Consider the following 15323-nt stretch of genomic DNA (forward strand, 5'->3'; position numbering starts at 1 on the left):
TCAGCCGCATCTGTTTTCGTTTCAACGTTTTTGGAGATCATCCATGGCTCGCGTCAAACGCGGCGTCACTTCGCACGCCAAGCACAAGAAAGTTTTCAAGGCCGCCAAGGGCTTCTATGGCCGCCGCAAGAACACCATCCGCGCCGCCAAGGCCGCCGTCGACAAGTCGATGCAATATGCGACTCGCGACCGCCGCGCCAAGAAGCGCACGATGCGCGCCTTGTGGATCCAGCGCCTCAACGCCGCCGTGCGTGAATTCGGCCTGACCTACAGCCGCTTCATCGACGGTCTCGCCAAGTCGGGCGTCGAAGTTGACCGCAAGGTCCTGTCGGAGCTGGCCATTTCCGAGCCGGCCGCCTTCAAGGCGATCGTCGAGAAGGCCAAGGCGGCTCTTCCCGTAGCCGCTTGATTTGTTGCCGACCGCGTTGCGGTCGGCGCCCCTCGCATAAGCTCGGCGTCACGTTCGTTCCTGAACCCGGCCACAGGGGCCGGGTTGCGCATTGGTCGCCCGAGCGCGATGGCCCGCCAGCGATGGCGGGCTTTTTTGCTTTGCCTCGCCGCTCCCGCGTGGCATTACCCGTGCACGAATTCGCCGGAAATTTTCATGTCTGACCTCAGCCAACTCGAAAACGAGACCCTCGCCGCCATTGAGGCCGCGGGCGACGAAGCCGCGCTCGAAAATGTGCGCCTCGCCGCCCTCGGCAAGAAAGGCTCGATTTCCGCTCTGCTCGCCACTCTGGGCAAGATGTCGCCGGACGAGCGCAAGAGCGAAGGCGCGAAGATCAACGCCCTGAAGGACAAGGTCGGCGAGGCGCTGGGCGCGCGCAAGGCGACCCTCAAGGAAGCCGCGCTGGCCGCCCGCCTCGCCAGCGAGACGCTCGACGTGACGCTGCCGGCTCGCGCCTCGGGGCTGGAGACCGGGCGCATCCATCCGATCAGCCAGGTGATGGACGAACTCACGGCGATCTTCGCCGACATGGGCTTTTCCATCGCCGAAGGCCCGGACGTCGAGAGCGACGACCTCAACTTCACCAAGCTCAATTTCCCGCCCGGCCATCCGGCGCGCGAAATGCACGACACCTTCTTCTTCAATCGCAAGGAAGATGGGACGCGCAAGCTGCTCCGCACCCACACCTCGCCGGTGCAGGTGCGCACCATGCTGAAAAATCCGCCGCCGATCCGCGTGATCTGCCCGGGCCGCACCTATCGCTGCGATTCCGACCAGACCCATACCCCGATGTTCCATCAGGTCGAGGGGCTGGTGATCGACCGCAAGGCCCATATGGGCCATCTCAAGTGGATCCTTGAAGAGTTCTGCAAGACCTTCTTTGAAGTGCCCAATGTGAAGATGCGGTTCCGCCCGAGCTTCTTTCCCTTCACCGAGCCGTCCGCCGAAGTGGATATTCAATGCTCGCGCAAGGGCGGCGAGATGCGTTTTGGCGAGGGCGACGACTGGCTTGAAATTCTGGGCTGCGGCATGGTCCACCCGAATGTGCTGCGCAATTGCGGCCTCGACCCGGACGAGTTCCAGGGCTTCGCCTGGGGCATGGGCATCGACCGCATCGCCATGCTGAAATATGGCATGCCGGACCTGCGGCCCTTCTTCGAGGCCGATGTGCGCTGGCTGTCGCATTACGGTTTCAGGCCGCTCGACCTGCCGTCGCTCGCTGGCGGGCTTTCGAGCTGATTTTCGCAAAACGCGTCATGGCTGCGCCGCGTCCGCGACGGCGGCGCGCGACTTGAGACAGAAAAATGAAATTCACCCTCTCCTGGCTGAAAGAGCATCTGGACACCGAGGCCTCGCTCGGAACCATCGTCGAGACCCTGACCAAGATCGGCCTTGAGGTCGAAGGCGTCGAGAACCCGGCCGAGACGCTTGGCGTCTTCCGCATCGCGGAAATCATTTCCGCAGCGCCCCATCCCAATGCCGACCGTTTGCAGGTCTGTCAGGTCAATGCGGGCCAAGTAAATGCGGGAGAGGGCGCGCCTTTGCAGGTTGTATGTGGCGCGGAAAATGCGCGGGCGGGCCTGAAAACCGTGTTCGCCGCGCCGGGCGCCTTCATCCCGGCCAAGAATTTCACCATCGCCAAGGGCGTCATTCGCGGCGTCGAATCCGCCGGCATGATGTGCTCGCCGGAGGAACTGGGCCTTGAGGGCGATTCCTCGGGCATTTTCGAACTCAGCCCCGACGCCCCCGTCGGCGCCAGCTATGCCGCCTGGGCCGGGCTGGACGATCCGCTTATTGAGATCAACCTCACGCCCAACCGCTCAGACGCCGCCAGCGTCTATGGCGTGGCGCGCGACCTCGCCGCCGCTGGTCTCGGCAAGCTCAAGGGAGAAGCTGGCGCGCCGATCCCGGGCAAGTTCTCCTGTCCCGTTGGCGTCAAGCTGGATTTCAGCCATGAGGACGCTCATCTCGCGCCGCTGTTCGCCCTGCGTCTGGTGCGCGGCGTCAAGAACGGCCCGAGCCCGGAGTGGCTGCAGAAGCGCCTCAACAGCATCGGCTTGCGCCCGATCAACGCTCTGGTGGACATCACCAATTTCATGACCTTCGATCGCGGCCGTCCACTGCATGTGTTCGACGCCGGCAAGGTCGCGGGCGATCTCGTCGTGCGCCGCGCGAAAGCTGGCGAAAGCCTGCTGGCGCTCGATGGACGCACTTATCCGCTCGACGAAAGCGTCGTGGTCATCGCCGACGATCATGGCGTGGAATCGCTCGCGGGCGTGATGGGCGGCGAATCCTCCGGCTGCGATGAAAACACCACCGACGTGCTGATCGAATCGGCGCTGTGGGACCCGAACAACATCGCCCGGACGGGCCGCAAGCTCGGCATTGTGTCGGATGCGCGCTATCGCTTCGAGCGCGGCGTCGATCCGGCCTTCGCCTTGCCGGGGCTGGAGCTGGCGACCGAACTTGTGCTGCAGCTGTGCGGCGGCGAGCCGTCGGAGAATGTCGTCGCCGGCCATGTCCCCGCGTCCGCGGCAGGAATTGACTTCCCCTTGAGCGAGGTGGAGCGCCTGACGGGCGTCCATCTCGACCCCGGCGAAATGGCCGGGACGCTGGAAAAGCTCGGCTTCGCCGTGGCGCGCCAGGCGGCCGACGCGGGCCGGGTCCATGTTCGCGCGCCGAGCTGGCGCCCGGATATCGAGGGCAAGGCCGATCTGGTCGAGGAAATCATCCGTCTCGCGGGCCTCGACCGCATTACGCCGGTTCCGCTGGAGCGCGAATCCGCCATTTCCGGTCCTGTCCTGACCCTGCTGCAGAAGCGCGTGCGCTCCTCGCGCCGGGCGCTCGCCGCGCGCGGCATGGCCGAGGCGGTGACCTGGTCCTTCATTTCCAAAGCCCGCGCCGAGATTTTCGGCGGCGGCGCGCCGGAACTGGCGTTGGCCAACCCCATCGCGACGGAACTTTCCGACATGCGGCCGAGCCTTGTCCCCGGCCTGATCGCCGGCGCCCAGGCGAATGTCGCGCGGGGCTTCGGCGACGTCGCCTTGTTCGAGGTCGGGCAGGTGTTCAAATCTGACGCCGAGGACGGCCAGTTCGTGGCCGCCGCCGGGCTGCGGCGGGGAACGGCCAAGCCCAGCGGCGCAGGCCGTGACTGGTCCGGCAAGGCCGCGCCGGTCGATGTCTTCGACGCCAAATCCGATGCGCTGGCGGTATTGGCCGTTCTCGGCGTGTCGGCGGGCGCTGTGCAGATCGTTCCCGGCGGGCCGGACTTCCTGCATCCGGGCCGCTCCGCGACTTTGCAATTCGGCCCCAAGAATGTCGTCGGCTGGTTCGGCGAATTGCATCCGCGCGTGTTGGAGTCCTTCGACGCCGCCGGGCCGATCGTCGCTTTCGAGATCGTCCTCGACGCCTTGCCGGCGCCCAAGGCCCGGCCGACCAAGGCGCGGCCGAAGTTGGAGCTGTCGGACTTCCAGCCTGTGGAGCGCGATTTCGCCTTCATCGTGGACAACACTGTGAAAGCGGCCGATCTTATCAAGGCCGCGCAGGGCGCGGATCGCAATCTGATTGTCAATGTCGGGGTGTTCGATCTCTATGCGGGGCCGGGCGTGCCGGAGGGCAAGAAATCCATCGCCCTCAACGTGACGCTGCAGCCGCGCGAAAAGACGCTGACCGATTCGGAAATCGAGGCGGTCGCGGCCAGAATCGTCGCCGAGGCGGGCAAAAAGACCGGAGCGGTCCTTCGCGGATGATCGGGGGGAAAGATGACGGAAAAATTCTGCTGGGTCGAGCTGCTGACCAGCGACATCGACGCCGCGCAGGCCTTCTATAGTGAAGTCATCGGCTGGACGAGCGCGGCGCCCGGTCATTCCGAGCGCGATTACCGCCTGTTCTTCCAGGAGGGAAACGCGGCCGCCGGGCTGATGCTCCTGCCCGAGGAGGCCAAGGCGCAGGGCGCGAAGCCATCCTGGTTCGGCTATATCACGTCGCGGGACGTGGACGCGGATGTGGCGTCCATCGTCAGGGCCGGAGGACAGCTTCTGCGGCCTGCCGAGACCTTGCCGAAGATCGGCCGTTTCGCCGTCGTCGCCGATCCGCAGGGGGCGGCCTTCGCGCTATGGAAGGATCTCAGCGGCATCAAGGCGCCCGAACTGCCGCCGATGGCGGTCGGCCATGTCGGCTGGCACGAGCTTTACACCGGCGATGTCGAAAAGGCCCTCGGCTTTTATGCGGAAAAATTCGGCTGGCTCCAAGGCGAGGCGCTGGATATGGGGCCGACGGGCTTCTATCAGCTGTTCTCCACGGGCGGGCATCCGGTCGGCGGCATCTTGCGGCGTCCCCCGAACATCCCGCAAAGCTTCTGGAACTTTTATTTCACCGTGCCGGCGCTCGACGCCACTCTGGCCAAGGTCGAGAAGGCCGGCGGCAAGATCGCCAACGGCCCGATGGAAGTGCGCGGCGGCGCCTGGATCGCGCAATGTTTCGACCCGCAGGGGGCATTTTTCTCGCTGTTCGCCGCCAGGCGCTGAAACGGATCCTGGCGGATCAGGGAACCTTCGCCAGGATTTCCGTCATTTCCGCCGCTGTGAAGGCGCGCAGGGTTTGGCCGCGAAGATTGCCCATCTGAAGCAGGGTGATGGAGAAGGCGTTGGCGGCGGCGTCATCCGGCGATTCCGTAATGGCGACAAGGTCATATTGACCTTGCAGCCAGAGGATCTCCCGGATCTTGACGCCGCTTTGCAAGGCGGCGGCCTTCGCCGCCTCCGCGCGCTTGACGGTGTCCTTGAGCGTGCGGCGTCCCTGTCCGGTGAAATTATAGAGCGTGACAAAGGTTTTCATGGGTCGTTGCTCCCCGTCTGGCTTGCATGTTGTTTTTTTCAGACGTGCGGCGGCCAGACCTGCGCCGTCGCGTCGAAACGATAACGTCGCGCCGGGCGTTTAGGTTCAGTTCGGGCGCGGGGCAGTTCGGATCGCGTGGAACATCTGGAAGGCGAATTTGGTGCGGCGACGAGCTTTCGACATCTTCGGGAGAGTAGGCTCGCTGCGCATCGCGGCGGCGATGGCTTGCGTGCTTTTCTCGGCGTCTGGCGCCTCGGCCGCGGGGATCGAGTCCTGCGAGAAGATCAAGGACGCCGACGCCTATAACAATTGCCTCGCCGCGTTCGGTCCGGCTGTCGGAGAACACAGGTTTACGCGGGCTCCGCCGCCGACTGCGGAAACCGAGGCGGAGCCGCCGCGCCCGGGCCAGCGCAAGGCTGCGGGCGCGAACCGGGCGCGCAAGGCCGCCCCCACTGCCGCTCAGGCGGAAGGGCAGGGGCCGAGGCCGAAGCGGCAGGCCAGTGGGCGGGTGCGGATCGAAATTTTTCCAGGGCGGTGAGGCGCGGTCAGGCGCCTGCTTCCAGACGCGCCAGGGCGGCGGAATCGGGATATTCCGCAAACTCGACCAGCAGCCCATCGCGGAAACGCGCAAAATCGCAGATGTCGATAGAGGCCAGCGCCCCCGAACCGCGATTGCGCATGTGGGAGGTCCGATGCACGGCGACGCGGTCTCCATCCACGACCAGCTCGTGAATGGTCGAGCCGAGGTTTTCGAACATGATGTCGATAGTCGCCAGCATCTGGCCGACCGCGGCCTTGCCGTGAACGGGACGTGCGAAGGGATAGAGCGTCCAGCTTCCCCGCGTGTGATAGACGATGTCCTCGGCGGCATATTCGAGGATTCCGGGAAGATCGCCTTCCGCGCGCCGCTCGAAAATGGTGCGGACGCGGTGTTCGATCATTTCACGGTCGAGCGCGCCCAAATTATGCAGGGTTTTGTTGCTTTGCATTTAGGTCTTTGGTCAGGTCTCAGGCAATTCAGGTCTGAAATGAATCGTCGAGCGCCGCAAGGGCCGCAGTCAGCTGTCCTCGAGTTGCGCCAGCGCCATTGAATCCGCAACTTCGGTGAACTCGACCACCAGCCCATCGCGGAAACGGACAAAATCGGCGATGTCGACCGTTCCGACCTTGCCGGTGCCGCGATGGCGGATCCTCGCCGTCCGCCGCATCGCAGCCCGGTCGCCGTCGATGATGAGATCGTGCACGTCCGATCCCAGATTTTCGAACTGGACGGAAATCATCGTCAGCGCTTCGGCCACCAGTTTCTTGCCGCGCACCGGCCGCGTGTAGGGGAAGGCCGCCCAGTTTCCCCTCACGTTATAGACGATGTCCTCGGCGGCATATTCGAGCATGCCGCGCAAATTGCCGGTCGCGCGCATCTCCAGCAGGGCGTGGACGCGCCGTTCGATCAACTCCCGGTCGAGCGCTCCGAGTTTGCGCAGGGTTTCATCGCTTTGCACGCGGGACTCCGATCTCAGGAGAGGTTGAGTTCCTTGAAGAAATCATTGCCCTTGTCGTCCACGACGATAAAGGCGGGGAAATCCTCGACCTCGATCTTCCAGATCGCTTCCATGCCGAGCTCTGGATATTCCACAACCTCCACTTTCCTGATGCAATCTTGCGCGAGGCGTGCGGCGGGGCCGCCGATCGAGCCGAGATAGAATCCGCCGTGCTTCTTGCAGGCTTCCGTCACTTGCGCCGAGCGGTTGCCCTTGGCCAGCATGACCATCGAGCCGCCGGCGGCCTGGAACGCGTCGACATAGGCGTCCATGCGTCCGGCCGTGGTGGGGCCGAAGGAGCCCGAGGCGTAGCCGGCGGGCGTCTTGGCCGGGCCGGCGTAATAGACCGGATGGTTCTTCAGGTAATCCGGCATAGCCCCGCCCGCTTCCAGCCGCTCGCGGATCTTGGCGTGCGCGAGGTCGCGGGCGACGATGATCGTGCCGGTGAGCGACAGGCGGGTCTTGACCGGATATTGCGTCAGGGTCGCCAGAATGTCCTTCATCGGCTGGTTGAGGTCGATCCTGACCACCGCGCCGCCGAGTTCGCCTTCGACATGAGGCAGGAATTTCGCCGGATCGTGCTCCAGCTCCTCGACGAACACGCCGTCTCGGGTGATTTTGCCCAGCGCCTGGCGGTCGGCCGAGCAGGACACGCCGATGCCAATCGGCAAAGACGCCCCATGTCGCGGCAGGCGGATCACGCGCACGTCATGGCAGAAATATTTGCCGCCGAATTGCGCGCCGACGCCGAGGTCCTGCGTCAGCTTGTGGATCTCGGCTTCGAGTTTCAGGTCGCGGAACGCATGGCCATCCTCGCCGCCCTCGGTCGGCAGGTTGTCGAGATAGCGCGCCGAGGCCAGTTTGACCGTCTTGAGATTCAGCTCGGCGGAAAGGCCGCCGATGACGATGGCGAGGTGATAGGGCGGGCAGGCGGCGGTGCCGAGCGCCAGGATCTGCTTCTTGAGCACTTCGAGCAGACGGTCATGCGTCAGCATGGAGGGCGTGCCCTGCACCAGATAGGTCTTGTTGGCCGAGCCGCCGCCCTTGGCCATGAACAGGAATTTGTAATAGTCCTCGCCCTCTTCATAGATGTCGATCTGGGCGGGGAGATTGGTCTTGGTGTTCTTTTCTTCGAACATCGAAATCGGCGCGAGCTGCGAATAGCGCAGGTTTTTCTTCTCATAGGCGTCCTTGACGCCCTCGGAGAGCGCGGCCTCGTCGCCGCCCTTGGTGAAGACGCGGCGGCCCTTCTTGCCGAGTATGATGGCGGTACCGGTGTCCTGGCACATGGGCAGCACGCCGCCGGCGGCGATATTGGCGTTCTTGAGCAGGTCGAAGGCGACGAACTTGTCATTGCCGGTCGCTTCCGGATCGTCGAGAATCTTGCGCAGCTGGGCGAGGTGGCCAGGGCGCAGCAGATGGTTGATGTCGCTCATCGCCGCTTCGGCGAGCAGGCGCAAGGCCTCAGGCTCGACCACGAGAATGTCCTCGCCGTCGAATTTCTCGACGCGCACGCCCTTGTCGGAGATCTTGCGATAGGGCGTTTCGTCCTTGCCGAGGGGAAAGAGAGGAGCGTAGGCAGCAGTCATCGCGGCGGTCCCGATGGTTTCGAAAGATGCGCCCCTTTACGCCTTTGTGCGCTGCAATCCAAGACCGGCGAAGGGCTAAGTTGGATTCCCGACAAATGCCTGCAGCTTGTGCGCCAGCGCCGCTTCGTCCCGCGTCTCGCATTCCCAGATCGTCAAGACCCGCCAGCCCAGCGCGGCATAGGCGGCGAGGTGCTTTTCGTCGCGCGCGCGGTTGCGGGCGATCTTTTGAATCCAGTAATCGGCGTTGGCTTTCGGCTGGCGCGCGCCACGCTTGCAGTCATGGCCGTGCCAGAAGCAGCCATGGACGAAGATCGCCTTTTTCTTCCCGAGATAGGCGATATCGGGGGCGCCAGGCAGGTCGCGCCGGCACAGGCGATAGCCGGGGGCGATTGCGCGCAGGGCTTTGCGCACCGCCAGCTCCGGACTCGTGTCGCGGCTCCTGACCGCGCGCATGATGTCGGAGCGCTCCATCGGCGCGCGGCCCATTGGGATTTACGCTTTGGGCGGCGGCAGCTGGAGCATTTCGCCGGTGTGCCGCGACATCAGGCCCTTGGCCTTTTCCGCGATCATCGCCAGCATCCAGGGCAGCTCGAGCGACACGCGGACGACGTCCGGCAGGAATTCCAGCGCGCCCTTGAAGGTTTGCCCGAGCGCCGAGATGGTGACATCGGCGGTCGTTTCGGCCCAGTCGATCTGCAAGGCCGAAAGATGGGACGCGTATTTCTGACGCAGGGCGTCGACGCCCTCCTGGACGCGCCTCTTCGCCTCCGCGGCGCCGAGGCTATGCTTAACGTCGACGCTGACGACCTTTCCCATTCCTGCTGCTCCAAACGGGCCTCTTTGGGCAGGAGGTAATCATCTTCATGCGAAAAGGCCAGAAGGGGCCATCGTCGCGCGTTTTTAGCCATGCAAAAATTGAATGGCTGATCGGCGTGGCTTTCAGCGCGGCTCCAAATGGTGCTTTCAATAATAATCACGATAAAACAAAAAGATATGAATTGTTCCGACATTTCTCGCGCCGGCGTAGCTCTAGCCATATTTCATGTAAAGGCCATAATTCATCAGAGTATCATTCCATTGTCGCATAGCTAATCGGGTCTCAGACGTCATAGGCAGGAGCAAAGCTCTCCGAGCTGCTCCCCAAATTCGTGCGAGACCGTCATGTCCGTTTCCGATCGCATCCGAAATACCGCCCTCCGCTCCAAGGTGATGAGCGCGCGCGCGGCGGCCGACTTGATTCCCAAGGGCTGCAATGTCGGCATGTCCGGCTTCACCGGCGCGGGCTATCCCAAGGAAGTGCCGCTGGCGCTCGCGGAGCGGATGAACGAGGCCCATGCGCGCGGCGAAACCTTTCGTATTGGCGTCTGGACCGGCGCCTCGACCGCGCCCGAACTCGACGGCGCCCTGGCCAAGGTCGATGGCATGGAGCTGCGGCTGCCCTATCAGTCCGATCCGACCTGCCGCAAACGCATCAACGCCGGCGAAATGGAATATATCGACATCCATCTCTCCCATGTCGCGCAATTCGTCTGGGGCGGCTTCCTCGGCAAGCTCGACGTCGCCATCGTCGAGGTCGCCGGCATCCGCGAGGACGGCATGCTGATTCCGTCATCCTCGGTCGGCAACAACAAGACCTGGCTCGACCGCGCCGAACAGGTGATCCTCGAGGTCAATTCCTGGCAGAACAGCGCGCTCGAGGGCATGCACGACGTCTATTATGGCACGCAATTGCCGCCGCATCGCAAGCCGATCCCGATCGTGAAGCCGTCCGACCGCATCGGCGAGACCTTTCTGCATTGCGACCCGGAAAAGATCATCGCCATTGTCCAGACCGACAAGCCGGACCGCAATTCCGCCTTCGCGCCGCCCGACGCCAATTCGCGCGCGATCGCCCATCACATTCTGGAATTCTTCGCCCATGAGGTGAAGATGGGCCGCCTGCCGAAGGACCTCCTGCCGCTGCAATCGGGCGTCGGCAATGTCGCCAATGCGGTGATGGAGGAATTGCAGGCCGCGCCTTATGAAAATCTCACGGCCTATACCGAGGTGCTGCAGGACGGCATGTTCAACCTCATCCGCTCGGGCAAGATGGCCTTCGCCTCGGCCACGGCGCTGTCGCTGAGCCCGGACGCGGCGGATGAATTCAACCGCGACGCGGGGGCCTATCGCGACAAGATCGTCCTGCGGCCCCAGGAAATCTCCAACCATCCGGAAGTGATCCGCCGCCTCGGCCTGATCGCGATGAACGGCCTGATCGAGGCCGACATTTATGGCAACGTCAATTCGACCCATATCCGCGGGTCGAGCATCATGAACGGTATCGGCGGCTCGGGCGATTTCGCCCGCAACGCGTGGCTGTCGATCTTCATGACGCCGTCAAGCGCCAAGAATGGCGCCATTTCCTGCATCGTGCCCATGGTCACCCATGTCGATCATACCGAACATGACGTGCAGGTGATCGTGACGGAGCAGGGGCTGGCCGATCTGCGCGGGCTGTCGCCGAAAAAGCGCGCCCGCGTCGTAATCGACAATTGCGCACACCCGACCTTCAAGCCGGCGCTGGACGAATATCTGGAGCGGGCGCTGAAATATTCGCCGGGCCAGCACACGCCGCATATTCTCGACGAGGCCTTCACCTTCCTGCCCAATTGGCAGGCGAACCGCGACGCGCGCGACGCCTGGAAGGAAGACAGCGTGGTGCAGGCCGACGCCTGGAAATGAGGCTTGGAAATTTTTTCGCGCGGCGAGCGCCGTCGCACGGAAAACTCATACTACACCTCGCAGGTGAGAACCTGTGAGGCGTGGTTAGGCGCGACTGCGCCGCCGAGCTTACGCGAGGGATTCCTTGACCGCGACGAGTCGCGGTCAAGGAGAAAAGGTATCAGTCGTTCTGAAGGACCATGTTGCGCAGGATGGGATAGACCTGCCCTTCCCATTTCTTGCCGCTGAAGACGCCGTAATGGCCGACGCCCGCCTGCAAATGGTGCTTCTTGCGGAAGGGCTTGAGATTGGCGGCGAGATCATGCGCCGCCATGGTCTGGCCGACTGCGCAAATATCGTCTCGCTCGCCTTCGACGGTGAGCAAAGCGGTGTGGCGGATCGCCTTGGGATCAACCTTGCGGCCGCGGAATTTCATCATGCCGAGCGGGAGCTGATGCTCCTGGAAGACCCATTGCACCGTTTCGAGATAGAATTCGGCGGACAGGTCGAGCACGGCGAAATATTCGTCGTAGAAGGCCTTGGTGTGTGTGGCCTTCTCCTTGTCGCCGCCTGCGAGATTGTGGAACAGGTCGACATGCGCCTTGACGTGGCGGTCCATGTTCATCGCCATGAAGGCGGAGAGCTGGACGAAGCCCGGATAGACGCGGCGGCCGGCGCCCTTGTAGCGTAGCGGAACGCGGGCGATGAGGTTCTTCTCGAACCAGGACATCGGCTTTTCCTTGGCCAGTTCATTGACCTTGGTCGGGCTGATGCGGGTGTCGATCGGGCCCGCCATGAGCGTCATGGAGGCCGGGGCGGCGGGATTGTCGTCCTCGCCCATGATCGCGGCGGCGGCGAGGACCTGGACGCAGGGCTGGCAGACCGCGACGACATGGGAGCCGGGACCCATATGCTCCAGGAACTGGATCACATGGGCGACGTAATCGTCAAACCCGAACGGGCCGTCGGCGAGGCTCACGTCGCGGGCGTTGTGCCAGTCGGTGATATAGACGTCATGGTCCTGCAATAGGGTCTGCACGGTGGAGCGAAGAAGCGTGGCGAAATGGCCGGACAAGGGCGCGACCACCAGAACGCGGGGCTGCTGCGCGGAAATGTCCTTTTTGAAATGAAGCAGCGTGGCGAAGGGCGTCTTCAGCGCCGCCACTTCAGTCACATTGGCGATCTCGTTGCCGACCGCGGCCGTCTTGAAGCCAAAGGGCGGGCGCACATGGGTGAGACCGGCGCGGTCGATCATTTCATAGGCGGCGGAAAAATTGCGGACCAGAACGTTCTCGTTAAGGGCCGGGTACGGGCCGTTTAGTGCTTCAAGAGCCAAACGCGCGAAGGCCTTTACAGGCGCCATCAGGTCTGAATGGGCTTGATAGGCTTCATAAAGCAGCATTACGCGCGCACCGATCCTGTGTTGAAAGGCCATTCTCAGGCCACGTTCATTTCAAGCATAAACTGTTACGCCTTTGCAATGCTCGCATACAATTTGCTAAAGGTCTAAGTGCAAAATTGAAGATGGGCCATTTGCCGATTAATGGTTGTGATTCGGCAACTTGCGCTCAAAAGCAGGGCACAATGTCTATAATTTGCGCGTTGCGAACAGCCCCGTGAATGGGCTAATTTGCTACTGACCGGGAGCGAAAAAAATGGCCAAGGCGGTACTGACGATCAGCAGTAAAAACTACTCGTCCTGGTCATTGCGCGGATGGCTGCTCTGCAAGATCGCGGGGCTCGATTTCGACGAGCGGCGCCAATCGATCGAGGATCCGAACGCCCGCGCCGAACTTCTCCTGCTTTCCTCCTCCTTCCTCACGCCCGCGCTGGATCACAAGGGCCTGCATGTGTGGGACACGCTGGCGATCGCCGAATATCTGGCGGAAGTCTGCCCCAAGGCGCAGATCCTGCCCGTCGACCGCGCGGCGCGCACCCACAACCGCTCTGTCTCCGGCGAAATGCATTCGGGCTTCAGCAATCTGCGCTCGGCCTTGCCGATGAACATGAAGGCGCATTTCCCGAATTTCCGCGTCTGGTCTGGCGCCAAGCCCGATATCGAGCGCGTCACCACCATCTGGCGCGACTGCCTCGCCCGCTATGGCGGCCCGTTCCTGTTCGGCGAGCGACCGACGGTCGCCGACGCCATGTTCGCGCCGGTCTGCTCGCGTTTCGCCACCTATAATGTGGCGCTGGATTCCGAATGCGCCGCCTATCGCGACCATATCCTGAACTGGGAGCCGATGCTCGAATGGGCGGAGGGCGCCAAAGTCGAGCCGGATGAAATGGAAGAACTCGACGTCGAGTTCTGACGGCCGCGCTATTCCGCGCGCTGGATGAGCTTGACGCTGCGGATGATCCCGCCAGGACCTTCAATGCTGAAGACGATCTTGTCGCCACGGCGTAACCCGTTGCTCAAATCGGGCGGATCGACGCGAAACATCATCTCCATCGCTGGCATGAAGCCCGGAATATCCGAATGTCTTAGCGTCAGCGCGCCGGTCTTCTCGTCTACGGCCAGGACCATCCCGGTTCCGTGAAACAGGCCGCTTGGCTCGCCTTTCTGCCGCTGAACCTTCGGCAAGACCTTGCGTTTCGGCTGGAGAGCCGGAACGCCCGCGTCGGCGCGGGCGAAGCCGCAACAAACGGCTATCGCGAGTGGGATGGTCAGGGCGCGGAGCATCTTGCTTCGTCTGTTCACTTCATCCTCCGGCGGACCAGGTCCTGCGAACGGGCGCTATTCGCCATTCAGTTCCGTGATTGAGACGAAGTCGCGCCCCAAAGCGTTCGACACGACATGATGGCAGGCCATGCAGCTGGCTGGCGCGTCCTGCACGTAGGTTTCCATCGTCGTATTGGCGAGATTCTGGTTCAGCGCCGACATGTCGCCGACACGCTGATAGGGTTCCGCCGGGGTGTTCGGATCGGCGCTCATGCCCGGGAAAAATCGGCCGTCGTTGAGCGGTCCAACCGGCTGCGGCACTGTTGGCCATTGCGTCACGACGAGCATGTAATTGGCCCAGACCGTATCGCGGATTTCTGGGAGAGCCCAATAGGCCCGGTTCATCGCCATCGTCTCGGGATTGATCGGGTGCTTGCGTATAACCTGGACCGGATCGGGGTCGAGATGCGGCGGATTCGACATGGAGACGGGCTGCGGAGCCTGCGATTCCAATTTGGCGGACGAAGGTCTCGACGGGTCGAAATAGGAATAAGGCGCTTGCGCGTCCTTCGCGTCCGGTTCGCGCGCTTCGCCCTTCCCCGCCGGGGGCACATTGTCGATATGTTCGAATGAGCTCCAGATCCCTTGGGGACGGTTTTGAGTCTTGACGACAATATGCAGTCCCACCAGCGCAATGTCTTGCGTGGCGCACACATTGGTTCCGGATGCGATTGTCTTGGCGACGTCAAGAACCAGCGCATCCTTGACGACATAATAGCGCTTGCGGGCGGCGGGAGAATCCGCCTCGTTCAGAATGCGCCAGGCCGCCTTGACCCCGATCGATCCGACGCTGAAATGCGCCGGCTTTTCAGGACTGGGCCGGCGGCTTCTGAGGTTCCATTTGTGATCGACGATGGAGTCGAATTCGGCCTTGTTGAACCGGACTTCATATCGCGTGTACGTGCGGTTCTGCGCGACCAGCGGACCGGAAAGTCTTCCTGGCTCAAAAGTGGCCTGATTGAAATCTGCAAAGGGGCGGAACGAGGCCAGGGTCTTTGTCCGATTGTCGGCTCCAGGACCGCAAGGATTCGCGCCGGCATAGCTGGTCCATTTGGCGGGCGCGATCGCGCGCCCATCCGGCCCGGACACGAAAATTTCGGTGCGGGATTTGAACGTTTCCCAGACGCGCGGGCCGGAATCGCCCAGTTGCTTCGAGCGATCCGGCTGGCCTCTATGCGCAGGGTCGGTCAAGGCGGGCCAGGACAAGGCGACGAAAGCGCGCCAGCTGAAATTGTCGAAGGCCGGAAACGGGTCGGGCTTGGTCGACGGAACGTCTTCGATGGCGTCGGGAAGAACCTTGGGTTCGACGTCCTCGGCCTCCGCGACGATTGGCGCGAGGATCGCGCAGCCGGTCGCCATCGCGAGCGTGAACGCGCGTAAGTTGAGTCCGGCTTTCCTCCAAAACATTTTCCGCGCCCTATCTGTCGGGGCTGTCGAATTCTTGCCGCAGCGCGCTCCAGCTTGAAATTTGATCAATTCGACCGTGTGGC

16 protein-coding genes are annotated in these 15323 nt (G+C 62.9%); 7 read left to right on the forward strand and 9 right to left on the reverse strand.

The window, feature by feature from the left end:
- Positions 1–43: 43 nt before the first annotated feature.
- The 4 genes from rplT to QM467_RS14705 all read left to right on the forward strand — a co-directional run bounded on the left by rplT (position 44) and on the right by QM467_RS14705 (position 4974).
- Positions 44–409: a 50S ribosomal protein L20 gene (gene rplT, locus QM467_RS14690; RefSeq protein WP_283367087.1), complete on the forward strand. Its 366-nt coding sequence runs from the start codon at positions 44–46 to the stop codon at positions 407–409.
- A 195-nt stretch (positions 410–604) separates the two neighbouring features.
- A complete protein-coding gene (gene pheS / locus QM467_RS14695; RefSeq protein WP_283367088.1) occupies positions 605–1687 on the forward strand; it encodes a phenylalanine--tRNA ligase subunit alpha in 1083 nt (360 codons plus the stop codon).
- Positions 1688–1752: 65 nt separating this feature from the next.
- A complete protein-coding gene (gene pheT, locus QM467_RS14700) occupies positions 1753–4197 on the forward strand; it encodes a phenylalanine--tRNA ligase subunit beta (protein WP_283367089.1) in 2445 nt (814 codons plus the stop codon).
- Between the two features lie 12 nt (positions 4198–4209).
- Entirely contained in the window at positions 4210–4974 is a 765-nt protein-coding gene (locus QM467_RS14705; protein WP_283367090.1) for a VOC family protein, read from the forward strand.
- Between the two features lie 16 nt (positions 4975–4990).
- Here QM467_RS14705 and QM467_RS14710 read toward each other — a convergent pair whose 3' ends face one another.
- Positions 4991–5284 (reverse strand): GYD domain-containing protein, encoded by a 294-nt coding sequence (locus QM467_RS14710; RefSeq protein WP_283367091.1) that lies wholly within the window; start codon positions 5282–5284, stop codon positions 4991–4993.
- 160 nt (positions 5285–5444) lie between these two features.
- Between QM467_RS14710 and QM467_RS14715 the strand changes: the two genes are divergently transcribed.
- Positions 5445–5822, forward strand: a complete 378-nt coding sequence (locus QM467_RS14715; protein ID WP_283367092.1) for a hypothetical protein — start codon at positions 5445–5447, stop codon at positions 5820–5822.
- A 7-nt stretch (positions 5823–5829) separates the two neighbouring features.
- On the opposite strand, the gene QM467_RS14720 is transcribed toward QM467_RS14715, so the two are convergent.
- The 5 genes from QM467_RS14720 to QM467_RS14740 form a co-directional block, all read right to left on the reverse strand.
- A complete protein-coding gene (locus tag QM467_RS14720; RefSeq protein ID WP_283367093.1) occupies positions 5830–6273 on the reverse strand; it encodes a nuclear transport factor 2 family protein in 444 nt (147 codons plus the stop codon).
- Between the two features lie 69 nt (positions 6274–6342).
- The gene (locus QM467_RS14725) at positions 6343–6783 is read right to left on the reverse strand and encodes a nuclear transport factor 2 family protein (RefSeq protein WP_283367094.1); all 441 of its coding nucleotides are present in this window, start codon (positions 6781–6783) and stop codon (positions 6343–6345) included.
- A gap of 14 nt (positions 6784–6797) precedes the next feature.
- Complete coding sequence (locus QM467_RS14730) at positions 6798–8411, reverse strand: fumarate hydratase (RefSeq protein ID WP_283367095.1); 1614 nt, start codon at positions 8409–8411, stop codon at positions 6798–6800.
- 75 nt (positions 8412–8486) lie between these two features.
- On the reverse strand, positions 8487–8897 hold the full coding sequence (locus QM467_RS14735; RefSeq protein ID WP_283367096.1) for a very short patch repair endonuclease: 411 nt from the start codon (positions 8895–8897) through the stop codon (positions 8487–8489).
- Between the two features lie 6 nt (positions 8898–8903).
- Positions 8904–9227, reverse strand: coding sequence for a polyhydroxyalkanoic acid system family protein (locus QM467_RS14740; RefSeq protein WP_283367097.1), 324 nt, complete (start codon positions 9225–9227; stop codon positions 8904–8906).
- A 345-nt stretch (positions 9228–9572) separates the two neighbouring features.
- On the opposite strand from QM467_RS14740, the gene QM467_RS14745 reads away from it, so the two are divergent.
- The gene (locus QM467_RS14745) at positions 9573–11132 is read left to right on the forward strand and encodes an acetyl-CoA hydrolase/transferase family protein (protein ID WP_283367098.1); all 1560 of its coding nucleotides are present in this window, start codon (positions 9573–9575) and stop codon (positions 11130–11132) included.
- A gap of 160 nt (positions 11133–11292) precedes the next feature.
- Here QM467_RS14745 and QM467_RS14750 read toward each other — a convergent pair whose 3' ends face one another.
- A complete protein-coding gene (locus QM467_RS14750; protein WP_283367126.1) occupies positions 11293–12510 on the reverse strand; it encodes a polyhydroxyalkanoate depolymerase in 1218 nt (405 codons plus the stop codon).
- 256 nt (positions 12511–12766) lie between these two features.
- Between QM467_RS14750 and QM467_RS14755 the strand changes: the two genes are divergently transcribed.
- Positions 12767–13423 (forward strand): glutathione S-transferase, encoded by a 657-nt coding sequence (locus QM467_RS14755; RefSeq protein WP_283367099.1) that lies wholly within the window; start codon positions 12767–12769, stop codon positions 13421–13423.
- An 8-nt stretch (positions 13424–13431) separates the two neighbouring features.
- On the opposite strand, the gene QM467_RS14760 is transcribed toward QM467_RS14755, so the two are convergent.
- Both QM467_RS14760 and QM467_RS14765 read right to left on the reverse strand, forming a co-directional pair.
- Positions 13432–13812 (reverse strand): copper-binding protein, encoded by a 381-nt coding sequence (locus QM467_RS14760; RefSeq protein ID WP_283367100.1) that lies wholly within the window; start codon positions 13810–13812, stop codon positions 13432–13434.
- A gap of 36 nt (positions 13813–13848) precedes the next feature.
- The gene (locus QM467_RS14765; protein ID WP_283367101.1) at positions 13849–15240 is read right to left on the reverse strand and encodes a hypothetical protein; all 1392 of its coding nucleotides are present in this window, start codon (positions 15238–15240) and stop codon (positions 13849–13851) included.
- Positions 15241–15323: the final 83 nt, after the last annotated feature.

The sequence above is a fragment of the Rhodoblastus sp. 17X3 genome (genome assembly GCF_030056575.1).
Taxonomy (GTDB): domain Bacteria; phylum Pseudomonadota; class Alphaproteobacteria; order Rhizobiales; family Beijerinckiaceae; genus Rhodoblastus.

Coding starts and splice junctions, on each gene's coding strand:
- rplT (WP_283367087.1), top strand. CDS start 44: ATGGCTCGCGTCAAACGCGGCGTCACTTCGCACGCCAAGCACAAGAAA.
- pheS (WP_283367088.1), top strand. CDS start 605: ATGTCTGACCTCAGCCAACTCGAAAACGAGACCCTCGCCGCCATTGAG.
- pheT (WP_283367089.1), top strand. CDS start 1,753: ATGAAATTCACCCTCTCCTGGCTGAAAGAGCATCTGGACACCGAGGCC.
- QM467_RS14705 (WP_283367090.1), top strand. CDS start 4,210: ATGACGGAAAAATTCTGCTGGGTCGAGCTGCTGACCAGCGACATCGAC.
- QM467_RS14710 (WP_283367091.1), bottom strand. CDS start 5,284: ATGAAAACCTTTGTCACGCTCTATAATTTCACCGGACAGGGACGCCGC.
- QM467_RS14720 (WP_283367093.1), bottom strand. CDS start 6,273: ATGCAAAGCAACAAAACCCTGCATAATTTGGGCGCGCTCGACCGTGAA.
- QM467_RS14730 (WP_283367095.1), bottom strand. CDS start 8,411: ATGACTGCTGCCTACGCTCCTCTCTTTCCCCTCGGCAAGGACGAAACG.
- QM467_RS14735 (WP_283367096.1), bottom strand. CDS start 8,897: ATGGGCCGCGCGCCGATGGAGCGCTCCGACATCATGCGCGCGGTCAGG.
- QM467_RS14740 (WP_283367097.1), bottom strand. CDS start 9,227: ATGGGAAAGGTCGTCAGCGTCGACGTTAAGCATAGCCTCGGCGCCGCG.
- QM467_RS14745 (WP_283367098.1), top strand. CDS start 9,573: ATGTCCGTTTCCGATCGCATCCGAAATACCGCCCTCCGCTCCAAGGTG.
- QM467_RS14755 (WP_283367099.1), top strand. CDS start 12,767: ATGGCCAAGGCGGTACTGACGATCAGCAGTAAAAACTACTCGTCCTGG.
- QM467_RS14765 (WP_283367101.1), bottom strand. CDS start 15,240: ATGTTTTGGAGGAAAGCCGGACTCAACTTACGCGCGTTCACGCTCGCG.